This window comes from Pedobacter nutrimenti, assembly GCF_032678445.1.
Taxonomy (GTDB): Bacteria; Bacteroidota; Bacteroidia; order Sphingobacteriales; family Sphingobacteriaceae; genus Pedobacter; species Pedobacter nutrimenti_A.
This window is the reverse complement of record NZ_JAVTSQ010000008.1, coordinates 192011-215620: the sequence shown is the minus strand read 5'-3', so window position 1 is coordinate 215620 and position 23610 is coordinate 192011. Positions and strand designations below refer to the sequence as shown.

The window sequence follows — 23610 nt, the reverse complement described above, 5'->3', positions numbered from 1 at the left end:
AATTAGTTATTTGGCAACTTTAATCCGGAAATACCTGTTACGACTTCCTCCTCTTCTTTATCGTGTTTTCCTTTTTTCTTCTTTTTTTGCCCACCACGTGCCTGCTCTTCCAGAAACTCATCATATTGTGCTTGCTGATCACCTTTCAGAATATTTCTAATACTGGCATTTGTAGCATTCTGGCCTTTATAAAAGCGCGTAATATCATCTTCACCAGCCGTACCAGCCTGTTGTTTTTTTGAAAGCTCCAGCTGATCTTTACACATATCCACCATGTAATTATATATCACGTTCTTTTGGGTTGGATTTAATTTCACCTTTTTATCTAAGGCCTCTATGCTTTTTGTCGCCATTTCAGTAGCTGTAGGCAACTTTTGTTGTGCCTCAACCAAAATTACCGTACCCAAAACCATCAACAGAGTTAAAACAGATCTTTTCATTCTTATTTTTATCATTAATTAATCTTAAACCATAAATGTTTGCCCATGCAATCTATAAAATTATCCGCAGAAAACCGCCTACGGAGCGATAGTGATTAGTTTATTTTCATCAAGCGCTTCAAGCCAGCCAAATGAAACAGCAGGCAATCCAAGTTCCTGCAACAACTCCTCAAATTCCAGACGCCCCTCTTCTTCTACCGCAACCAATAGGCCCCCGCTCGTTTGAGGATCTGCAAGAATAAATTTCTGCAACTCGTTTAGTACACCAATTTTTTCCCCATAGCTGTTCCAATTCCGCTGAGTACCACCCGGGAAACAGTTCTGACTGAGGTAAAAAGGAAGCGATGAAATCACTGGTACTTTATCAAACTCAATTACAGCCGATAATCCGCTTCCTTCGCACATTTCTGCAAGGTGGCCCAGCAAACCAAATCCCGTTACATCCGTCATGGCTTTAACACTCTTCATTCTGCCAAAAAGTTCACCTGGTTTGTTTAGGGTAACCATACTTTTTAGTGCTATTGCCGCATCCTCCGGGCGCAATATCCCTTTCTTTTGAGCGGTAGACAGGATACCAACACCTAATGCCTTTGTCAAATACAATCTGCAGCCCGCAGTAGCCGTAGAATTCTGTTTCAGATTACTGGTATTTAACAGGCCGTTAACAGCCAATCCAAATACAGGCTCCGGGCAATCGATACTGTGTCCTCCAGCCAGCGTAATTCCAGCTTCAGCACAAACAGATCTGGCACCTTCCAGTACTTTCTGTGCTACTTCCGGAGCTAGCTTTTCAATCGGCCAACCCAGAATTGCGATAGCCAGCACAGGTTTTCCTCCCATAGCATACACATCACTTATCGCATTTGCCGAGGCAATACGCCCAAAGTCATAAGGATCATCTACAATTGGCATAAAGAAATCCGTGGTAGATATCAGTGCTGTTCCATTTCCTAAATCCAGTACAGCCGCATCATCTCTTTTATCATTACCCACCAATAATCGGGCATCCGGTACTGCAGGGACTGCACTATGCAATATTTTATCCAAAACCGAAGGGCTTATTTTACAGCCGCAACCCGCTCCATGAGAGTATTGTGTAAGTTTTATATCGTTTATATCCATTCTTAATTTCCCTATACGGCTTTTTTAATCATGATGCTTTTTGTAAATGCTAATATCTTTCTGGCATTAAGCTCGGGGCTATCCTGCTCTAAAGGCAACGAAAACACCCGATCTATATCCCTTTTACCCAACCCGGTACGATAAGTTTTATCATAATAAACCAACACCAACCCTACAAAATCCTCCATTCTGTTTTCCTGGATAGCTTGAATAGCCTGTTTAGTTTGTTCCGGACCAAGCCGTTTACGTATCCTTTCGGTACACTCCACCAGAAAATCTTTATCGAGTTTTCCATATTCCAGAGCTAGCTTTTGAATACGCTGTTCCAGTGGCACCTCCAGATTAATCAATCCAGAACTTCTCATTTGATTCCAGAAAGGTTTCGGTATACACCGCTTTCCGATCGTTAAACTCTCGTCTTCCACCCATATTTGTTTCCCGATATCCAGAAGCGAAAGCTCAAAAGCAAAGTTATTCTCAAATTGTTCCTGACTGGGCTGTACCATATGGTTCATTGTACCATATGAAGAACCTTGATGTTGTGCAAGATCTTCAAGGTCTATCGCCTGCTCATTTAAACTCTTGAGCTGATGCAATATATTGGTTTTATTTGAGCCGGTCATACCGCCCAAAACCTTCAGGTTATATTCTTTTTCAAATTGTTTATGCGCCCATCTCCTGTAGCTTTTATAGCCACCAATAATCACATACACTTCAAATCCATAAAGTCCCAATGCCCATGCCATGGCTCCGCTTCTCATTCCCCCACGCCAGCAATGAACCGCAATTTTCTTCTCCGGAGCAATCTTTAAAGCCTCCTGTATAAAGCCAGACCATTTATTTCCTGTAAGATCAAAACCCAGTAATATGGCCTGCTCACGTCCAATCTGTTTATAGGTTGTACCCACTGAAACCCTTTCTTCATTGGTAAACAGAGGAATATTAAAAGCGTCTGGAATGTGACCATGTAAAAATTCAGCTGGAGTACGTACATCGACAAGAGGCATTGAAGCATGTAATCTTAGAAAATCGCCAATCGCAATTTGCTGAACCATTTTTTGAAGGAATTAGATAAAATCAAAGATACCTAATTCCGCAATCTTAATCACTCAGAAAAGTTGTAAATTCATTTTTTCGACATATTAGCCAAATAGATTACTCCCGTTTGAAACTCTTTAAAGTTCCTTCGTTATTAAATTCTATAGAATAGCGCTCACGGCTTCCAGAAATACTGTTCGGAAACCATTGTACCCTGTTGTTCCAGATACTAAGATAAATATGAGTTACCGGCTTTGCACCCTCGATATCCAACGCTTTCTCATTGTAATTCCGGCATACTCTGGCCACATTTACAAATTTCATCAGCGAAAGCGGCACCAATCTATCCTTAATATCGTCCTTTACCGATAATTGCTCTGGCTTCGGCCCTGTCCATTTGCCTTTTTCGTATTGATAATTGTCTACATACTTTGGGTTTATGGGGTGCTGAAGTGCAATAAAGATCCGCCCATCATCAAAAAAAGAAACACTGGAGTAAACATATATTTCTTTACCTGTATATTGAGGCAGGTTTTTCAATAAAACCTCCGCCCGCAGAAGGTTAACTGAATCTTTCAGAAAACCTATATTTTCTCCCTCCCGATGCACTATAGAATGAGTTGTACTTGTTGTAGTACTAGCGGCACTTACCAGCTTCTGTTTATCTGCAACTGAATCGACAGGATCAATAGTTTCATCGATGCTTTTTGAGATTTGCCGGCAACTCAAAAATGCAAAGATCCATAGTACAAACACACTCCATTTTCTCATAATACAGGGTTTATTTCATCCAGATCACTTGCCATTGCAACTTGTTCCGGAACTTCATCCAAATAAAAGATATCAATATATTTTTGTTTAGTGATATCCAGCTCGAGTAGATTGATCACTTTTTTTAAACTATTTTTATGAAACCGCCCCTGATCGTCCGTGTATTCCAGATTAAACTCCACTCTGGGCTGTTCATTAATAAATACTCCGGTTTGACGTACGCTAATAATTTTTGCTGTCGCTCTTTTTCCTTTAAACTTAAGACGAATTGCCTTTCTGAACTCCATATTAAAATTAAGAATAAGTGCCGACAAGCCTCTGTAAAATAAAAACACGGCCGGGCAAACCAGTAATGGGTGGCCTATACTCATAAAACGCCAGCCCATTCCATAGCTTTCATGCTGATAAGAAAACACATAATACCCAGCCACCAAAACAACAACAATCAACCAGCCTAATACGCTCAAAACAACAGAAGTCTTCTTAATTTGCACTTCAGAACTGGAAAAAACAAAATAAGGAATATGTATGAGGTCTTTATCGATCTTTAACTCTACCGTTTTCCCCACTTCAAAACGACGTTCATAAGGCTTAATATCATTCACTTTCGCTCTCTGTTTAATCTCCGCTCCAGAAAGGTTCTTAAAAGACAACTGGAGTTCATAAGTATCATAACCTCCGCCTGGTTTTGAAAGCTTGGTCGAGCTTATGATCTTAGCTTCGCGGACTACCCCCTCTTTTTTAAGCTTTTCTATATTATTTTTAGCACTCAGAACCTTTAATACCCATTTTCTCAAAAAACCAGTCAAAACAATTAACCAGAGTACAATCGACAGAGCAACTAGCGTTAAAGCAAACCAAGGTGATTTATCCTGAAGACCTTTGAGATCCTCTTCATTATTAATCGAATAATACATAATCATAGGAAATGGTACTGCAAAAAACAGCGCATAAAGCATCCAGAATATCATCCATCCTTTTTTCATCCCTTTGGTCTTATAACAGCAAGCACATTAATTCCGAAAATATACATAGGTCTTTTTTCTAACCGATGAAGGCAAACTGATTTTCAAAGATCTTACCAAACACTGGTACGGGTTTTTCTGCGCCATTAGAAGCATTAATAATACCCAGTATCCAAAATACCAAAATAGCCCAACCAGCAAAACCTAGAAAAGAAAGACTGGGTGCAGCAAGTAGTATTGCATTTAGAGCCAGGTTGAAAATAATACTCACAATGGCTAAACCTAAAGCTTGTCTTAAATGATACTTCAATAATGAATCGGCTTTTTCCTTACCTGAAAAATAAGCGATCAGCCAGCCTATAAGAGTGATGTAAGATACTACAGATAATGTTTTGTTGTTCATAGTTTTATTAGTTTGAAAACACCGGCAATATTGCCTTCACAAATTTCAAATTAAGACAGATCTGTTTCCAAATATTAACCGACTACAATATATCTACGGGGTGATACTGCGCATCTACAATACGACTACACCAAAGGCAATTGAAGATATTTTGAAGAAATTTCTATAGCCCACAACGGTAAATTCAAGTATTAATACCTGCGTAAAATACGTACATACACCCTGCCAAACACAAGCATAAAAACACCAAATTTGATTAGCTAAATTACTCAGTATTAATCTGAAACCTATGGACAGCGAATCAAAAAAAAACTCCGCCGATCAGTTTCTAAACACCGAAGGCGGCAAAACCAAGTCTAACGCCATCGAAATCCCTTCTATCAATCTCCCTAAAGGCGGAGGAGCTCTAAAAGGCATTGACGAAAAATTCACCGTCAATGCGGTGAATGGCACCTCATCTTTTGGCATAGAACTTCCTGTCAGTGCCTCTCGTGGAATGGCCCCAAGTTTAACACTAGCCTATAGCTCCGGAGCAGGGAATGGAATTTTTGGCCTGGGATGGGACATCAGCCTATCTTCGATCAAAAGAAAAACAGACAAAGGCTTACCGCAATACCTTGATCCACAGGATTCGGACACTTTTCTGCTTTCTGATGCAGAAGATCTGGTGCCCGAATTCCAGCGGGAAGCCGACCAAAGCTTCTCTAAAGACATCAATAACAATTACATATATAGAGAACAAGACTCTCCGGACGGTCTCTACCGAATCCGCTTTTATCGCCCCAGGATTGAAGGTCTATTTGCGAGAATAGAACGCTGGATGGAAAAAGCCTCAGGCATCTTCAAATGGAAGGTCATGAACAAAAACAACACCACTGTTCTTTATGGCTGGAGCAGCGACAGTATCATTAAAGACCCCCAAAACCCCAGTAAAATCTACCAGTGGCTACCAGAGTTCAGTTTTGACGACAAAGGCAACTGCTGCCACTACCAATATAAACCAGAAGACGCCAGCGGCTTCGACAAAAACCAGCTGCCCAATAAAAACCGTTTTAAAAACGGCCAGATCACCTATACCAATATGTATCTCACAAAGGTGCTCTACGGCAATAAAACACCCTTTAAAAAACTCAACGACAACTATCCTCCAGAAACAGACTATCTGTTCCAGACCATTTTCGACTACGGAGAATACGACGCCAACTACCAAAAAACAAACAACTGGGACTACCGGACCGATAGCTTTTCAACCTACAAACCCGGATTTGAATTGCGAACCACCAGGCTTTGCAAAAGAGTCCTGCTGTTCCATTACTTCGACGAACTCCCTGGCGGATCTGCCCTGGTCAAATCCATGGACCTGCAATACGACACCAGTAGCCAACGGGATTTCACCTATCTGAAAAGCACAACTGCCCGGGGATACATCAAAAAAGCAGACGGCAGTTACAGCAGCAAAAGCCTCCCTTCTACCGAGTTTGACTACCAGCAACACGACTGGAGTACAGAAGTTCAAGACATTACCACAGAAGCACTGACCCATGCCCCAGCGGGTCTGGACCAGAATTACCAGTTTACAGACCTCTTTAACGAAGGCCTCTCCGGTATGCTCACCGAACAAGCCACGGGATGGTACTATAAACACAGCCTGGGCAAGGGCCAGTTCGAAAACGCCACGCTCATCAGCCCAAAACCCTCTTTTACCGGTCTAGGTAAAGCCCTTCAAATCGCGGATCTGGACGCAGATGGCCACAAACAAATCGTCAGCATGGGCAGTCAGCCTTCTGGTTATTTCGAACTCGACGATCAGGACCAGTGGCAGCCCTTCCAAAACTTCCTCAACAGCCTCAACATCAATCTGGATGACCTCAACATGCGCATGATCGATTTGAACGGCGACGGAAAACCAGACCTGCTGATCACCGAAGACAATGTGTTCACCTGGTATGAATCCCTGGGCAAAGACGGTTACGACGCCTCAAAGAGAACCATCAGAGCTACAGACGAAGAAGCGGGTCCTGCCATTCTGTTCTATGATCCGCTTCAAACCATCTTCCTGGCCGATATGTCTGGCGATGGAATGACCGACATCGTAAGGATAAGGAATGGAGAAGTCTGCTACTGGCCCAACCTGGGCTACGGCCAGTTCGGAGCCAAAGTGACCATGGACAACGCCCCATTCCTCGACTTCCCGGACGCCTTTAACCCGATTTACATCAAACTGGCCGACCTGGACGGCTCCGGAACCACAGACCTCATCTACCTTGGCCAAAACAAGTTCAGTTGCTGGATGAACCTCAGCGGCAACAGCTTCAACAGCGTTCCTTTTGAAACAAACGCCTTTCCGGAAATCCACAACCAGGCCAATATCACCGTAACCGATTTACTCGGCAACGGCCTTTCCTGCATCGTCTGGTCCAGCAACCTCCCCCAGTACAGCAATACGCCTTTGCGTTACATCGACCTGATGAACAGCAAAAAACCACACCTGCTCATCAGCTATAAAAACAACCTGGGCAAAGAAGTGAACCTGGAATACACGCCCTCTACCCAGTTTTATATCGAAGACAAGCTCTATGGCCGGCCCTGGATCACCAAACTCCATTTCCCGGTACATTGCGTTTCTAAAACAGAAACCCTCGATAAAATTACCGGCTACAGATTCACCAGTAGTTACAAATATCACCATGGCTATTACGACCACCCCGAACAGGAATTCCGGGGCTTCGGCATGGTCGAAACAACCGATACTGAACAACTCGAAGAACTGGATTATAACCAACCACCCGTCTATACCAAAAACTGGTTCCATACCGGCGCTTTCCTTCAAAAAGACAACATCCTGAACCAGTTTGCCAGCGAATACTGGTACGAAGAAATGGCCAGACAAGGTTTTACGGTCACCAATCACGAAAGCCTGTTGCCCGATGCTCCTATTTTGCCTGGGCCAGGCATAGACCCTGGTTTCCTTGATCATCTGAGCGGAGAAGAATGGTGCCAGGCCCTAAGAACCTGTAAAAGCATGGGGCTGCGTACAGAAGTCTTTGCATTAGATGCACCACTAAACAAGCCCAATAATGATCAGATCCAGCAACAGCTCAGTCCATATTCAGTAACTACCCACAACGTAGTTCTTGAAATGCTGCAGCCCAAGGGACAAAACAAATACGCCATTTTCATTTCCAAAGAAAGCGAATCCATCTCCTATGCCTATGAACGGTCAACCGACGATCCAAGGATCAGCCACAACCTCAACATCAAACTGGACGAATATGGCAATATCCTCGAATCAGCAAGTGTAGTTTATCCGCGGAAAATTAGCGATGCGAGCTTACCTGTGGAAACCCAGGAAGAGCAGAACAAAACGCATATCCTTTATACGTTTAACCAACTCAGCAACAGCATCAACGAAACCAACAACTACCGTTTAGCTTTACAAACAGAAAGTCAGACTTTCGAGCTGAAAGGAATAAACAAAACCACCCCTTACTACACCTTAAAAGACTTCGATAACATCCTCAGCCTCGCTACCGAAATTCCTTACACCCAAATAGACAACAGCCCGGCCAGCCCTCAAAAACGATGTATTGAACACGTACGCAGCACCTATTACAAAAATGACCTCAGTGGTCCACTTCCACTGCACCAGCTCGAATCCCTGGCCATAGGCTACGAAAGCTACCAGCTTGCCTTTACGCCAGACCTGCTGACCGACATCTTTGGCACTAAAGCAACCGATGCCTTGTTAACTGAAGGGAAATTTACCCACAGTGAAGGCGACAACAACTGGTGGATCCAGTCGGGAACCACACAATACCTCAACGGCGCAGAAACCCAAAGCAATGCCGAAAATCGGTTTTACAGGCCCGTTTCCTATACAGATCCTTATGGCGCCACCACTACAGTAAGTTATTATGGCAATTACAACCTGCTCGTAGAACAAACGAAAGATGCCCTGGGCAATACCACCACCGTTGAAGCCTTCAATTTCCGAAGTTTAACACCACAACGTCTGCGCGATACCAATCAAAACCTATCTGAAGTAATCACTGACGAACTCTGCCTGGTCAAAGCAACCGCCATCTACGGAAAAGGCACAGAAGCCGATGAGCTCAGCGGTTTAACCGAATTCAGCAGTCCTGCAGAAAACACCCTGATCAACCAGTTCTTCAACGCCACAGATGGACAGCAACTGGTCAGCACGGCTAAAATGCTCCTCCATCATGCCACTTCCTGCTTTATCTACGATTTCGAGACCTACAAAAACACCGGAAAACCGACTGTCATTGCCGCTATTTTAAGAGAACAACATTTCAAAAACAACCCAGACTCCCCTTTACAGATCAGCCTGGAATACAGCAGTGGAATAGGCAATAGCGTGATGAAGAAGGTGCAAGCCGAACCAGGCATAGCTAAAAAAGCGACCCTCAACCCAGATCTAAGCTATACAGTTACCGAAATAGACACCAGCGCTTCCGTACCGCCACAACTGCGCTGGATTGGAAACGGCCGCACCGTCCTCAACAACAAAGCCAATCCGGTTAAACAATACGAGCCTTATTTTTCGGTCACCTGGCAGTATGAAGACGCAAAAGAAGTGGTAGAAACAGGTGTCAGTCCACTCATGCACTATGATCCGCTCGGACGACTGGTCAAAACCACCATGCCCGATGAAACCTTTTCCAGGGTAGAATTCTCCTCCTGGAAACAAAGCATTTATGATACCTGCGATACCATCCTTGATTCACCCTGGTATACCAACCGAACCAACCACCTGATCGATGGCCTGCTGACCGCCCAGGGCAAAGACCCTATCAAAGAAAAAGAAGCTGCCGATCAGGCCGCTTTACATGCCAACACCCCCAATATCCTCCATTTCGACACGCTTGGAAGGCCGGTACTTTCCATAGAACACAACCGGAATCCTCAAACCAACGCCGATGAATTCTATAACACCAAGGTCAAATTAGACGTTGAAGGCAACCTACGTAGCATTACCGATGCCAGAGAACTGCCTGAAAACAGCAACAAAGGCAACCTGGTGATGCAGTATAAATACGATATGCTAGGCCATAAAGTGTACCAGAACAGCATGGATGCCGGACAACGCTGGCTCCTTTCCAATTGCCTGGGCAGCCCTTTACGTACCTGGGACGAACGCAACCACGAATTCTGTTATTTCTACGATACCTTACAAAGACCACTCTACAGCCAGATCCTGGGTGGAGATGCTGCACAACCGCTCAACCATATCTTTGAAAGAATTTTTTATGGCGAAACAGAACCCAGCCCGGAAAGCAAAAACCTAAGGGGTAAAATGGTTAAACATTACGATACCGGCGGTGTTGTACTGACTCCAAAATACGATTTCAAAGGCCAGGCGATAGAAACCACCAGACAGCTATTCAAATCCTATAAAACGGTAGCGAACTGGACCGACGCTAATCTTCTCAACGATCTGGAAATTAAAGAATTTACCTATACAATAGAAACTGATGCTTTAGGCAGGATTACCCGGCAAACTGCACCAGATGGCAGCATCTCTAGCCCTGGCTATAACCGTTCCGGTCAGCTTCAAAGCCAAAAGATCAAACAGGGATCTGCTGCAGCTGTACCCTACATCAAAGACATTGACTATAATGAAAAAGGTCAGCGTAATAAGATCATTTACGGCAATGATGTCATCACCCGTTTTTATTACGACACCCAAACCTTCCGCCTCAACCGGCTGGAGTCTAAAAGGCTCAACAATGATCCATTGCAGGATTGGTATTATACCTTCGATCCCACAGGAAATGTAACCCATATCGAAGACAAAAACATTCCCAAAACCTTTTTTGGCAACGAGAAAACAGATGGTGTATCACAATATAGCTACGATGCCCTCTACCGCCTTATTCAGGCCACCGGACGCGAAAACAAGGCTGCCTTAAGTTACGACACCAAGGACAACTGGAATGACAAAGATTTTATCCAGCAACTCAATCCAAGTGATCCGATGGCCATACGGGCTTATACCCAGAACTATCAATATGACCAGGTAGGCAATATCCAGCAAATGACACAACTTGCCACTGGAAACAACTGGACCAGAAACTACGAATACGAAAAAACCAATAACAGACTAAAAAACACCAAAATAGGCAGTACGACTTACAGCTATACCACACATCCAAAACACGGATTTATCCTGGACATGCCCAACCTGGATGCTCTAAGCTGGAACTTCAAAGAAGAACTCACCAGTACCATCCAGCAGAAAGTAAACCCTGCAAACGGAACCGCAGAAACCACCTGGTATCAATATGATGCACAAGGCCAGCGCCTCCGCAAGATCACCGAAAACAGCGCCAGCACCGGAGCCATACCTTCTATAAAAGAAGAACGGATCTATATCGGCAGTTACGAACGCTACAAGAAATACAGCGGCACCAACGCAGGCCTGGAAAGGGTAAGCCTGAGCATCATGGATCAACAACACCGTTTCGTACTGATTGACACCCGCAACGACATCAACGACGGCACCGAAAAACAACTGACCCGCTATCAGCTCCACAACCATCTTGGTTCTGCAGCTTTAGAGCTCAGTGATACCGCCGAAGTGATCAGCTATGAAGAATACCATCCTTTTGGCACCACCGCATTTCAGGCCAACAGCAGCGCAATCAAAGCAGCGGCCAAACGTTACCGCTACACGGGCATGGAACGTGATGAAGAAACCGGCTTCGGCTATCATGGCTCAAGGTATTACCTGCCCTGGCTGGGCAGATGGCTCAGTTGTGACCCAATTGGCATCCAGGGTGGTATAAACTGCTATGCTTACGTCAAAAACAACCCCATCATGCAACTGGATCCGACTGGAAAAGACGGAGAGACCTGCGGCGTTTGGGACGAAGAAACCGCTACCTGCCATGCAGATGCCTGTCCAATTCAATCTTCCCCTGAGATAGAACCACCTTCTCCGGCTACACCGCCAAGGGTAAGTGTCAGAAGAAGACCTGTAGGCCCTCCGGTTTCCCATGCTGCGCCACCACCACCGCCCCCGCCACCGCCGCCACCTCCTCCTCCTGCAGAACCAACTGCAGCAGACATCACCAACAATTTATGGCAGGCCGCAGAAGCAGATAATTATTCAGATACTTCCGTAGGTGCATTAATCGATAATGTCGAACTCAATCATACCGATCCCTTCATCCGGAGCACTTCCCTGAGCTATGCCACAGTACGGGCAACCGTTGCCGTGCGGGCCTGGGACCGGGGTGACTACGGCACCTCCATACTCAACTATACCGTAGGCATTATAGAATGCTTCCACTATGCCACATTTGGAGATACCCACGCAGAAAGCGCTAAAAACGTCGTGTTTACGATGGTCGTTTCTGCAGGTATGGGAGCTCTGGGTTCCGCTGGCGGAAGACCTGGCCTGCCTGCAGAACCACCGCCATCCAATCCTTTTGCCGCACTTTCTGAAGCAGAAATAGATGCCGCAGTGAGCACGGTGGAAACGACCGGCCCGATACACCGGGTACCTGCGTCGGTCACCCAAACCACCACCACGCCATTGTCCGATTTTACACCGATCTCCAGATGGGGACGACCAGGACTAAGGCCAGGCGACTGGGTAATGCCGGGATCTCCAAGTTGGCTCAACTATTTCTTCTCTTTCAAATGGGATCCCAATCCAACCAATATCCGGGCACCATTTGCCAGCGGAGAAGCCTTCCTTGTACCACCGGAAAGTGTAACCTGGCCAAGAGGCTGGGGCCTTGACGGGGCTTTCAAAGGCCTGTTCGGACAGCGGGTATATACACCTGCGCCACCGCCACCAGCATTACCACCAGCACCAACACCATAAACCTATTTAAAATATAAAGTCATGAACACCAATCAACATCAAAAACCTAATTTCGTTTTAGGCAGAATAACAGACTTCACCGGCAAACCTATAGAAAACCTGGTGGTTGAAATCTACGATCAGAACCTGCGTTCAGGTGTGCTTTTAGCAGAAACCAGCACCAATAAAAACGGTCAGTACAAGACCAGCTGGCAGCAAAGTCAACTCAGCGGCCCCAATCTGCGTACGGCAGACCTGGCATTGAAAGTCTACACCCCTAAGAAAAGGGTCCTTGTCTATGCCTCCCCACTAAACAAAGTTCGCTTCAATGCCTCCCCAAGCGAAGTGATCGATATTGCGCTACAGGAACCTATTCAGTACCGCCTGATCGAATTTGATGAACTCCTGAAAGAAGTTACCTACCTGGCTGCAAACCTCGCCATTACCGACCTTCAGGAAAGTACAGAATACCAGGATGTCAGTTTCCTCTCTAAAGAAATCGGGATCAAACCGGAAAAGATCGAACACCTGATCCTGGCACACAGAATCCAGGCCATTTCCAAAATAGACCCGGATTTCTTTTATGCTTTACTGCGCGAAAACACCTTATTGCTCAGTGATGCTTCACAGAACCTGCCGATCCGGCTTTCCATTGGTTTGCAAAGCCCCGCAGAACCTTTATTACTGGAAACAGCATTGAAAGACACGGATACCCTCAGTCAGGCCGTAAAAACAGCCATAAAAGACCAGATCGTCAATCCCTCCCTGGAAAAACGCCTCAAAAGAAACCTGGAACTGCTCCAAGGTTTTAAAAAAAGAGCAGAAAAATACAGGACAGAGCAACACACAGAAAAGATCCTCAGTACGGTTGGCCGTTTCCTGCTGGATGGCAAAGTACAGGAAGTCAAAAAACTGTTTAAGGAAAACAGGAACGACCTCAATGCCTTCTTTGACAAAGTCACCAATCCGGCCTTTTTCTCCGGCAATGCGAAGGCTGCAGATGTAAAAACCAGTATTGCCATGGGTCAGTTATTTGGTTTTGGAAACGAAATCATTCCTCATCTGATGAAATCAAGGAAAATCAGCAAACCCGAAGACATCCGAAAACTGGCCAGCTTGAATAAAACAGAGTGGGTAACAGAACTCAGCAAAGCCAGTGGAAATAAAGCACCAACGGCAGAACAAAAAAAGGCCTTAAACCTTTATGCTTCCACTATGGTGCGTAAAATGGAAAAGGCCTACCCTACAACAGCCTATGCCGCTCAATTGAAAAGAGAAAAAAGCACTGTATTTAAAACACAGAGCCAAATCCTCGACTTCCTCCATAAAAACGAAGATTTTAACCTCGCCAAAGATGCAATCCAGGAAAATCAGCCTTACAGCAATGAATTGAAATCGGTACAACGCATCTTTAAACTCACCCCTAGCTACAGCAAGACCAATGCGTTATTGAAACAAAACATCCATTCTTCGCACCAGATCGTCGCTATGGGCAAAAGCCGCTTTCTAAAAACTGCTGCACCAGCGGCTGGCATAGAACCTGCAGAATCCAAGGAAATGTTTCGTAAAGCGGAAAGTACCAATACCGCTGCCATGATGAAGATTGGCGAATTGCAGGATACCCTCCGGGCAGCCGATATTGCCTCGTTGAAAAACAAAAACCTCTCTCTTAAACTAGAAGCGGTGAGCAAAGACTTTCCAAACCTTAAATCTTTGTTTAAAGTGACCGATACCTGCGCCTGTGAAGAATGCAGGTCCGTATACAGTCCGGCGGCCTATCTGGTGGAGATTCTTCAGTTCCTGCACCAACGCAGCGTGACCGACATCAATACCCATGTTACTTCCAATATCGCCAAAGACGTTTTATTTGCACGCCGGCCGGATCTGGGTGAAATAGACCTGAGCTGTGCCAATGCAAATATTTCTCTGCCCTATATTGACCTGGTTTGTGAACTCCTGGAAGAGGCCATTGCACCCGATCAGGGCATCAATTATCATGGCAAACTTTCTGACGGGCCCGACCAATATACAGGTACTATTTCCGCCGCACTACTGGCTAAACTCGTAGCCAAAGGGCTGCCTGTAACTGATAAAGCACAAATCTTCCATACTGAAGTTTCCTCTGGCAGCTCAAGTACCGCTTTACCACATTACCTGCGGGACAGCAAAGCCGTTTGCAAAATAGAAACCACAGGCACCGACAAATATAAAGTCTACCTGCTGCGCCAAACCCTGGCTCCTGAAGATGAACTGGCAGCTGCACCGGCTTATGTGAATCAGAAAGCTTATGATCAGTTAAAAAACAACACCTATGCTTTTGGTTTGCCTTTTGACCTTAATCAGGTAGAAGCAACCGCCTATTTCAACCGTTTTGATCTGTCCAGGGCCAGTCTAATGAACGATTTCAATTTGACAACAGCAGCTCTTACATCAGCCATGGCTGCTGAAATCCTGGGCTTAACCGACAGCGAAAATACACTCATCACTACCCCTAAACCAGGTATTGCGGATCAGCAGCTGATCTGGAACACGCCAGCGCAATGGGACAGTCCTGCAGTAAGCGGAAATGTAGTGGATTATATGAAGAGAGTGGATCACTTTCTGGATAAAACCGGACTAAGTTTTAGCGATCTGAGCCTGCTGCTTACTTTGCAGTATATCGACAATAGTGACAACCTATACGTTTACAACAAAGACCTGACCTGCGACACCACCCGGAAAGAAATTGCGAACCTGGATGAAAAGGTCTTGGACCGCATCCATCGCTTCCTGCGCCTGCAGAAAAAAACAGGCTGGAAATTTCAAACCCTCGACAGTATCATCAGTCAGGGCACAGCCGGCACCATCGATCTGGTCTTCGCTGCTACAATGAAAAAACTTGCAGACCAAACTGGTTTAAAGATGGAGGAGATCATTGGATTCTTTGGTCATATTTCTTACACCCCGGTCAATAACCTGGTGCCGCTTTATCAGCAGATCTTCTTAAACAAAGCCAAAAACGGTGTCATTGATGATGGTCTGTTGCCGGAAAAAGTAAATGGCAGCCAATTGCTAACCACCTACAGCAACAGCCTATCGGTATGCCTGCAAATGAAAACAGCAGATCTGGAGAAACTCTATCCTTTGCTACCCGATGCGACGTTGAGCTTCCCCAACCTCAGTTACCTCCTGGCTGCCTCCCGCCTGATCAAAAAACTACACCTGAAAACCGATGATTTTCTGATCCTGATGAACATGACCGCCATCAATATTTTCGCTGGTCCCCAAAAAATGCTGGATTTCATCAACCAATGCACCCTGCTTCAATCAGCCCCATTGAAACCGGCCGACATCCAGTTTATGCTCCAGCATCAGGCGGCTAATTTGAGCGACCGGGAATTGAAAGAAGATAAAATTCTGAGCAACCTGCTGGCGCTACAAAAAGCCTATCAGGACAATTTTAAAGCCAACCAGTCCAAGTTTAATCCAGATCTGAGTGCAGAAGAACAACAGGCAACCCTGCAAGGCGAACTGTCTAAACTCAGCGTTTTAAGCGATGATGATGTTAAAACCATTCTCCAGTTCCCTAATAAAGTATATATTAATGTTAGCACTGCAAAAACATTCATCAACAGCAAATTATCTGTTCTTTTTGACACCACCAATATCAATACAGCATTAGATGCCTTAGACGCTGGAACCGGAACCGACAAGGACTTGGTAAAGGCCCTTTTAAACGGCCTGTCTGCTTATCAGCTCCTAAGCGGGAAACAAAGCATCCTGCAGCAAAACCTGATCACCGCCTTTAAAGCAGATCCGGATACCATCAATGTGGTTTTGCAATATGCAGAATTGAAACAGCCTGCGCCAGGATTGGGTCTCCTCTCGGATATTTTGATTTCAGATACCTTGATTGACACCGATCCAAGCCATAATGTTCCAGTGCTCCCCGCGCTGAACGCAGCTGCCTTCCCCAATCACTACGCCAGTTTCAGACTGCTTCAAAAGTTATTCCCACTGTTAAGCTCCTTTAAACTAAGCACCGAAGCCCTAAGTTTTTATTTCCAAAACAACAGTACTTTAAACTGGTTTACTTTTGACAGCATTCCTTATGCCACAGGTCAGACCGCGATAGACCAGCAGCTCTATGCAGACTTTGTTCAGTTCCTGGCTATAGATCAGCAATATCCAGCGATCCCAGATCCTGCAGATGCAGCTGCATCCATCTCCTTTTTGAGCCTTGCAGCGCTGCTTTTACCTGGCTCTACCACCACAAGAGATCAGTTTTTACTTGCCCTATCTATATTGACTGGCTACGACCAAATTGATTTGGATGCCATTGACAATTATATGTTTAGCCCATTCAACCTAAACAACTACACCAAGTTTAAAACCTGGAATCGCTTGCTGCAAGCAGCGGCAGATCTGGATACTTTAGGCATTGAACTTGCACAGGCCCTTCAATACATCAAACCGGTTTTAAACGATGCAGATGTCAGTACGCTCCGCGCAGCTTTAAAATCCCGTTATGAGGAAGACACCTGGCTCCTGACCCTCAAAGACATTATGGATGCCATCCGTCCTCAAAAAAGGGATGCATTGGTGGCTTACCTTTTGGCCATCAATCCAGATATCAAAGATACGGATGACCTCTATGACTATTTCCTGGTTGATGTAGAAATGGAAGCGGTCATGTCCACTTCCCGCATTGTGCAGGCACATGGTACCATACAACTCTTTGTACAACGCTGCCTGATGGGGCTTGAACCCAAAGCCGCGGCAGATCTGGACGATGATGCGAGCTGGACACAATGGGCCTGGATGAAAAACTACCGGGTTTGGGAGGCCAACCGAAAAATCTTTCTATATCCGGAAAACTGGATTGAGGCAGAATTGCGTGATGAAAAATCCTTCCTGTTTGAAGAGCTGGAAGATCAATTGCAGCAAAACGAACTGACAGCCTTTACCGCCGAGGATGCCTTGATCAATTACCTAGAAAAGTTAGACAACCTGGCCTTTTTAGAAGTCATGGCCACCTGGTACCAGACCGACATCACCACCATGCACGTCTTTGCACGCACCAAAGGCGGCGATCCGGCCAAATACTATTACCGCAGGTTTGAACAGGAACGGACCTGGACCCCTTGGGAAAAGGTAGACATGGACATCACCGGTGATCAGCTCCTCGCCTTTGTACGCAACAACCGGCTTTGCCTGGCCTGGCCCGTGTTTACCGAAGTCCATGACCCGAACCAGGGCTCTACCCTGCCCGATACCGGCGACAGTTCAGAGCAAGGCATTGACAAACCCCGCAGAAAACTAAAAATCCAGTTGGCCATCAGTGAATTTGCGAACAAACAATGGCAACCTAAAAAGGTATCACAGGATGGTATTATGACGCCAGACACCTATGTAACCGACGATCTGCCTACAGACCGTTACAATATGATCTATGCAGAACAGGTGCAGCAGGTCCAGTTTTTCAGAAGTGGTTTTGAAGGAGAATACGAATTTCAGCAGATCAGTGGAATTTTTAACCTGACCGGTTGTAAAGGCTATCCGGAACTCATTTTCCAGGGCAGCAAAGACTTTAATGATTTCTATCCTGACTTCAGAGATACCCTGCTCAAATCACAGCGTTATGACGAGTGGAACCAAATCCCCGGAGATGACCTGAGTGTGAGGAACGGCATGTCGCCCACCAAATATTACGAAATCCTGCACCAAACCCCAGGCAATTTCAGACTGAGTTATCCGCACCAGTTCACCAATATCGATTTGCTGGTGGTGCTGTTTGAATACCTCGCCATGATCCTGGACGGTGATTCTGGCGGTAACGAACACTATGCCTATGTGTCCAACAGAGGCAGGAAGATTAAACTCGCCCTGGGCACCATGCTGCCTTATTTCATGGAAGACAGCGCCCATGCCTATGTGATCATCCCTGGTTACTATCAAAAAGATAAAACCCGTTTTAAAGGCAGAGTTATTTTCTCCGACAGAGATGAACGCACGGCTTCAGATATATTTAAACTGCTGAAAGACATTGGTAACTTCATCAATAAATATGCAGCTATTATTACTGAAAACTTCCCAACTGACTTGACTGCTTTTGCGCATACCGTGATCACCGATCCAGATTTCCAGAACATCCTGACCGAATTGAGTGCTTATGAAGGTTTTGATAAGTTATATGATGCTTTCATTGGCGCAAGCGGCAACCCTGAAATTGACAAAGTATTAAAGCAGTTGAGAGATGCAGATGGTTTGGAATACGGCGAAGAATTCAAAAACATGTACCACCCCTTAGTTTGTGCTTTGCGTACGGTCCTTTACAAAAACGGCGTACCTGAACTGATGAAAAGGGAAACCCAGCTGATGAAAACCGCCTTCGATTTCAAAGCCAATTACCTGCCCAATCCGGATGTCGTTCCATTGGGTCAGATCATCAAAAACAACGGCAACAAAACGCTGAGTTACCCTATTGAGGACCTGGATTTCAGTAGTGATGGCAGTTACAGCATTTACAACTGGGAACTTTTTTTCCATGTGCCTTTCCTTTTGGCTACCCGCCTCACTCAAAACCAGAGCTTCGAAGATGCATTGACCTGGTTCAATTATATGTTTAATCCAACAGGTGCCTTATCTGGTGATGCCCCTCAAAAATACTGGGTCACCAAACCTTTCTATTTAAATCAGGATGCCGATTATATCGCCCAACGCATAGATACCATTCTCTATAGTGTTGCAGGCCCAACTTCCGCAGAAAGAACGCAACTGGAATATGCGATAGAACAATGGGCCGAAAATCCATTTAAACCGCACGTGATTGCTAAATTCAGACCAGTAGCTTATCAGAAAGCCTTGCTGATGAAATACCTGGACAACCTGTGTGAATGGGGAGATAATTTGTTCAGGCAAGATACCTGGGAGGCCATTGGGCAAGCGACACAGATGTATATCCTTGCGGATAAAATCCTGGGCCCAAAACCTAGAATTATCCCGCCTACAGTTCCTGCGCCTTATGAAACCTATAACCAATTGGAGCGTAAACTGGATTCTTTTGGCAATGCATTAATCAACATGGAAAATATGGTTCCGGATTTGACTGTTTTGCCGGAAAAAGGAAAAGAATTGCCTCCACCACCGGTTACACTTGCAATGCTTTATTTCTGTATCCCTCAAAACGACCAGATGCTAACCTATTGGGACACCATTGCAGACCGTTTGTTTAAAATCAGGAACAGCCAAAATATTGATGGTGTAGAACGCAGTCTGGCCTTATTTGCTCCGCCAATTGATCCGGGAATGCTGGTTCGTGCAGCAGCTGCAGGTCTGGATATTTCTTCGGTAATCGCTGGAATGAATGCCCCAACGCCATATTACCGCTTCAATGTTCTGGCTGGAAAAGCCACAGAGCTGGCCCAGGAAATTCGTGGACTGGGCAATGCATTGCTGCAAAGCTTAGAGAAAAAAGATGCAGAAGCCATGTCCTTGCTCCGCAGTGAACTGGAATTGAAAGTACTGAATGCCGTGCGTGACCTGAAAGTGCTTCAGATTAACGAGGCTGCTGCGCAGATAGAGGTTTTGAAAAGAACCCAACTGGTAACACAGGAAAGAGTCCAGTATTATGGTGCGATTGAAAAGATCATTTCCAACGAGCAACTGAACCTGGATAAACTGGATCAGGCTGTGGGCTGGCAAACTGCAGCAAATATTGTGGCCACTTTAGGCAGCGGCCTGGCCTTGATTCCTGATTTTGCTTTAGGGGTTTCCGGATTTGGAGGATCGCCTCATGGGGCAGCAAAATTTGGAGGAAGTGCACTCGCACACAGTACCGATGCGATTGCCAAAGGCTTAGGTATATTTAGCACCATTGCGACTTTTGAAGCCAATAAAGCGTCTATTATGGGCGGTTATGACCGTCGCTATTCGGATTGGAAACTACAGGAACGTTTGGCCATTAAGGAATCTGCTTCGATTGATCAGCAAATTACAGCCGCGCAGATCCGCAAGGACATTGCCACTGCAGATTTGAAAAATCAGGACCTTCAGATTGACAATGCGAAAAAAACAGATGATTTTATGCGGTCCAAATACACCAACAAGGAACTGTACGACTGGATGATTGGACAGATCAGCTCCGTGTATTTCAAATCTTACCAGATGGCTTTTGACATCGCCAAAAAAGCAGAACGTTGTTATCGTTTCGAATTGGGCAGCGACGACACTTTTATTGCTTATGGTTATTGGGACAGCATGAAAAAAGGCCTGCAAACTGCAGATAAGCTGATCTATGATCTAAAACGCATGGAGACCAGTTATATAGACAAGAACAAACGGGAGTACGAAATCACTAAACATGTATCTTTAATGCAACTCGATCCATTGGCCATTCTTCGCTTAAGAGCTACGGGCAGCTGTGATTTTGACATCCCTGAAGCTTTGTTTGATCTGGATTATGCGGGTCAGTATTTTAGACGCATCAAATCAGTGAGTATTAGTTTGCCTTGTATTGCTGGCCCTTATACTTCCGTAAGTGCTAAACTTTCCTTAGTGAATAACCGATATCGTAAGTTGACCAATCCAGACAATATCGCCACTACAGGATATACCGAAGACCCAGGAAATGACGAACGTTTTGTGTACAATGTGGGTGCGATACAGTCTATTGCGGCCAGCAATGCACAGAATGACAGCGGAGTTTTCGAGTTGAACTTTAAAGATGAGCGCTATTTGCCTTTTGAAGGAACAGGTGCGATCAGCAGCTGGAGATTAGAGCTTCCTGCTTCTGAAATCAAGCAATTTGACTACAATACGATTGCTGATGTAATTGTACATATTAAGTACACCGCTCGCGAAGGTGGCTCTTCGTTAAAAGGGTTGGCCAACACTTCTTTGAAAGATCGGTTGGACGTGATCAGACAGCAACTTACTGAGGAGGGCTTACATGTAGCCATCAATATGAAACATGATCTCCCTAATCAGTGGAATTTACTTAAAACCAATGCACTGGTAGACTTAATGATTGATAAAGGAAGACTACCTTATATGGCTCAAATGCTGAACCCTACTATCGAAGAAGTGATGTTTGTAGCTAAAGTGAATGGCAATCCAGCAAATTACGCAATCAAGATAGATGCCACCACAATAAATTTAGCAAGAGTGGATGAATGGAAACTTTGTAAGGAAACCAGCAACGCAATTGATCTGGATACTACATTTAATCTTTCAGTTGCGCCTTTGCAGTTAAAAAATCTGGAAGAACTGGTATTGGTAGTGAAGTATAGTTTTGGTTAGTAGAATTTAGAAAAGGCCTGGCCATAGTCATCAATTCAAATGGCTGGCCTTTTCTTTTAAATCACCTATCCCTGGAAACATTTTGTCCTTATACTAATGCTTGGATTTCAGTTATAGAAAGTTTAGAATATCTCGCAATCTTTTCCAAAGGTTCTCCACCAGCAAGCATTTCACGAGCCATTTCCCTTTTTTCCTGCTCAGCACCGATTTCAATACCACGTTGTTCCCCCCTCAACTCCGCAGACTCAAGAGCACTGTAGTTATCACGCTTAATCTTTAAACTTTCCTGGTAGGCATTCATATCTTCTGGGCTTTTGCTTAAACCTTCCATTTACTCCGCATACGATGCTAACATTTAGCACCATAAACAAGCAACTAAAAAGTCGTTTTATAAAAAATTAGGTGCCGCTAAAGTATGCAGTTTCAATCATAAAACCCCCAATTCCAAAACAAATTTATTCGTTTTAAACATTTGAAAATCAGTTAAATAAATTGAAAAACAACATCAATTTTTGAACCAAAATCCAGCATCAAAATAACACCCAACTCTGCCCCCCTCCCCAGTCACCATCCCCTCCAGTCTGCGCCCAAGAAAAATAGGATTTCATGATGGAACCTCAGAATCTGCAAGATTCAGCGACATCAGAAAACCTATTTTTCACAAAAAAAGCCGCAAGAATTTCTTCTCCGGCTTATCTAAATATTAAAATTGATCTTAATCCTATACTAATGCTTGGATTTCAGTTATAGAAAGTTTAGAATATCTCGCAATCTTTTCTAAAGGTTCTCCACCAGCAAGCATTTCAATTGCCATTTCCCTTTTCTCTTGCTCCGCTTTAGCACGTCCCAGTTCCACACCTATTTCAATACCCTGCTTCTGCCCACGCTGCTCCCCCCTCAACTCCGCAGACTCCAGAGCACTGTAGTTATCACGCTTAATCTTTAAACTCTCTTGGTACGCATTCATATCTTCCGGGCTTAAATTAATGACCTCTGCCAATTGGTATAACTCTCTAAAAACCTTTTTCTTACGCAAAGGTACAGGAATTTCATCTAATATTTCCATATTCCTTAAAGAGTACAACCATCCATCCTCATTAGTTTTCAATTCATCCACCGATTTTTTAAACTTAGGCAACTCCACAAAAATATACCGGAGCTTATCATAGAACACCGTATGAGTCATGACATCCATCAAACGAACATCATGCAAATACTGATCCCGATGCGTATGATCAAAACTAAAATCCATCAAAGCCACAACATACACCTCCGGTAAACGGTAATTCCAGTCCGGCGCCACAGATTTTCCCTGTTCCCTGATCAGGTTCGCTGAATAGTAGAGAATACGATCCTTAAAAAAACGCTGGCTCACCTGTTGGATCTCCACAATAAATTTACCTCCCTTATTATCTGTACAATACACATCAAAAACAGTTTTCCTGTTCTCCTTACGCATCCCTTTATGACTCGGGTTATTAAAAGTCAAATCACGGATCACCTTTCTGCCCTTAAAAACAGCATTCAAAAAATCAATCAATAACTTCTTTCTGGACTCACTCCCAAAAATATACTTAAATGAAAAATCCGTCTTTACATTAATATACCTGCTACTAGATAGCTCTATCGGTTTTACTGGTTTTGCAAGATTAGTTTTCTTCTGCATGCTGTCGCTCAAACCTTCCAGTTACTCCCCATACAATGCCAATACGTAACACCATAAACAAGTACACAAAAAAGTCGTTTTATAAAAAATTA

Annotated in this window: 10 protein-coding genes; 2 read left to right on the top strand and 8 right to left on the bottom strand. The window is 44.6% G+C overall.

The features are described 5' to 3' along the window. Positions 1-2 precede the first annotated feature (2 nt). From R2S08_RS15945 to R2S08_RS15920, 6 genes are all read right to left on the bottom strand, one after another. Complete coding sequence (locus tag R2S08_RS15945) at positions 3-440, bottom strand: hypothetical protein (protein WP_133779588.1); 438 nt, start codon at positions 438-440, stop codon at positions 3-5. 78 nt (positions 441-518) lie between these two features. Then, a complete protein-coding gene (selD, locus tag R2S08_RS15940; RefSeq protein WP_316836084.1) occupies positions 519-1562 on the bottom strand; it encodes a selenide, water dikinase SelD in 1044 nt (347 codons plus the stop codon). Between the two features lie 11 nt (positions 1563-1573). Next, positions 1574-2617 (bottom strand): tRNA 2-selenouridine(34) synthase MnmH, encoded by a 1044-nt coding sequence (gene mnmH, locus R2S08_RS15935; protein WP_316836083.1) that lies wholly within the window; start codon positions 2615-2617, stop codon positions 1574-1576. Between the two features lie 100 nt (positions 2618-2717). After that, positions 2718-3371 carry a hypothetical protein gene (locus R2S08_RS15930; protein WP_316836082.1) on the bottom strand — a complete coding sequence of 218 codons (654 nt, stop codon included), beginning with the start codon at positions 3369-3371 and terminating at the stop codon, positions 2718-2720. Continuing rightward, positions 3368-4357, bottom strand: a complete 990-nt coding sequence (locus tag R2S08_RS15925) for a hypothetical protein (protein ID WP_316836081.1) — start codon at positions 4355-4357, stop codon at positions 3368-3370. The genes R2S08_RS15930 and R2S08_RS15925 overlap by 4 nt, the downstream gene beginning before the upstream one ends. Positions 4358-4415: 58 nt before the next feature. Then, a complete protein-coding gene (locus R2S08_RS15920; protein WP_133779593.1) occupies positions 4416-4739 on the bottom strand; it encodes a DUF4870 domain-containing protein in 324 nt (107 codons plus the stop codon). A gap of 289 nt (positions 4740-5028) precedes the next feature. Here R2S08_RS15920 and R2S08_RS15915 point away from each other — a divergent pair, with 289 nt between their 5' ends. After that, positions 5029-12594 (top strand): SpvB/TcaC N-terminal domain-containing protein, encoded by a 7566-nt coding sequence (locus tag R2S08_RS15915; protein ID WP_316836080.1) that lies wholly within the window; start codon positions 5029-5031, stop codon positions 12592-12594. Positions 12595-12615: 21 nt separating this feature from the next. After that, entirely contained in the window at positions 12616-21852 is a 9237-nt protein-coding gene (locus tag R2S08_RS15910; RefSeq protein WP_316836079.1) for a neuraminidase-like domain-containing protein, read from the top strand. A gap of 88 nt (positions 21853-21940) precedes the next feature. Here the strand turns inward: R2S08_RS15910 and R2S08_RS15905 are convergent, their stop codons facing one another. Beyond that, positions 21941-22183 (bottom strand): hypothetical protein, encoded by a 243-nt coding sequence (locus R2S08_RS15905; protein WP_316836078.1) that lies wholly within the window; start codon positions 22181-22183, stop codon positions 21941-21943. Between the two features lie 390 nt (positions 22184-22573). Further along, positions 22574-23518: an Rpn family recombination-promoting nuclease/putative transposase gene (locus R2S08_RS15900; RefSeq protein ID WP_316836077.1), complete on the bottom strand. Its 945-nt coding sequence runs from the start codon at positions 23516-23518 to the stop codon at positions 22574-22576. Positions 23519-23610 lie beyond the last annotated feature (92 nt).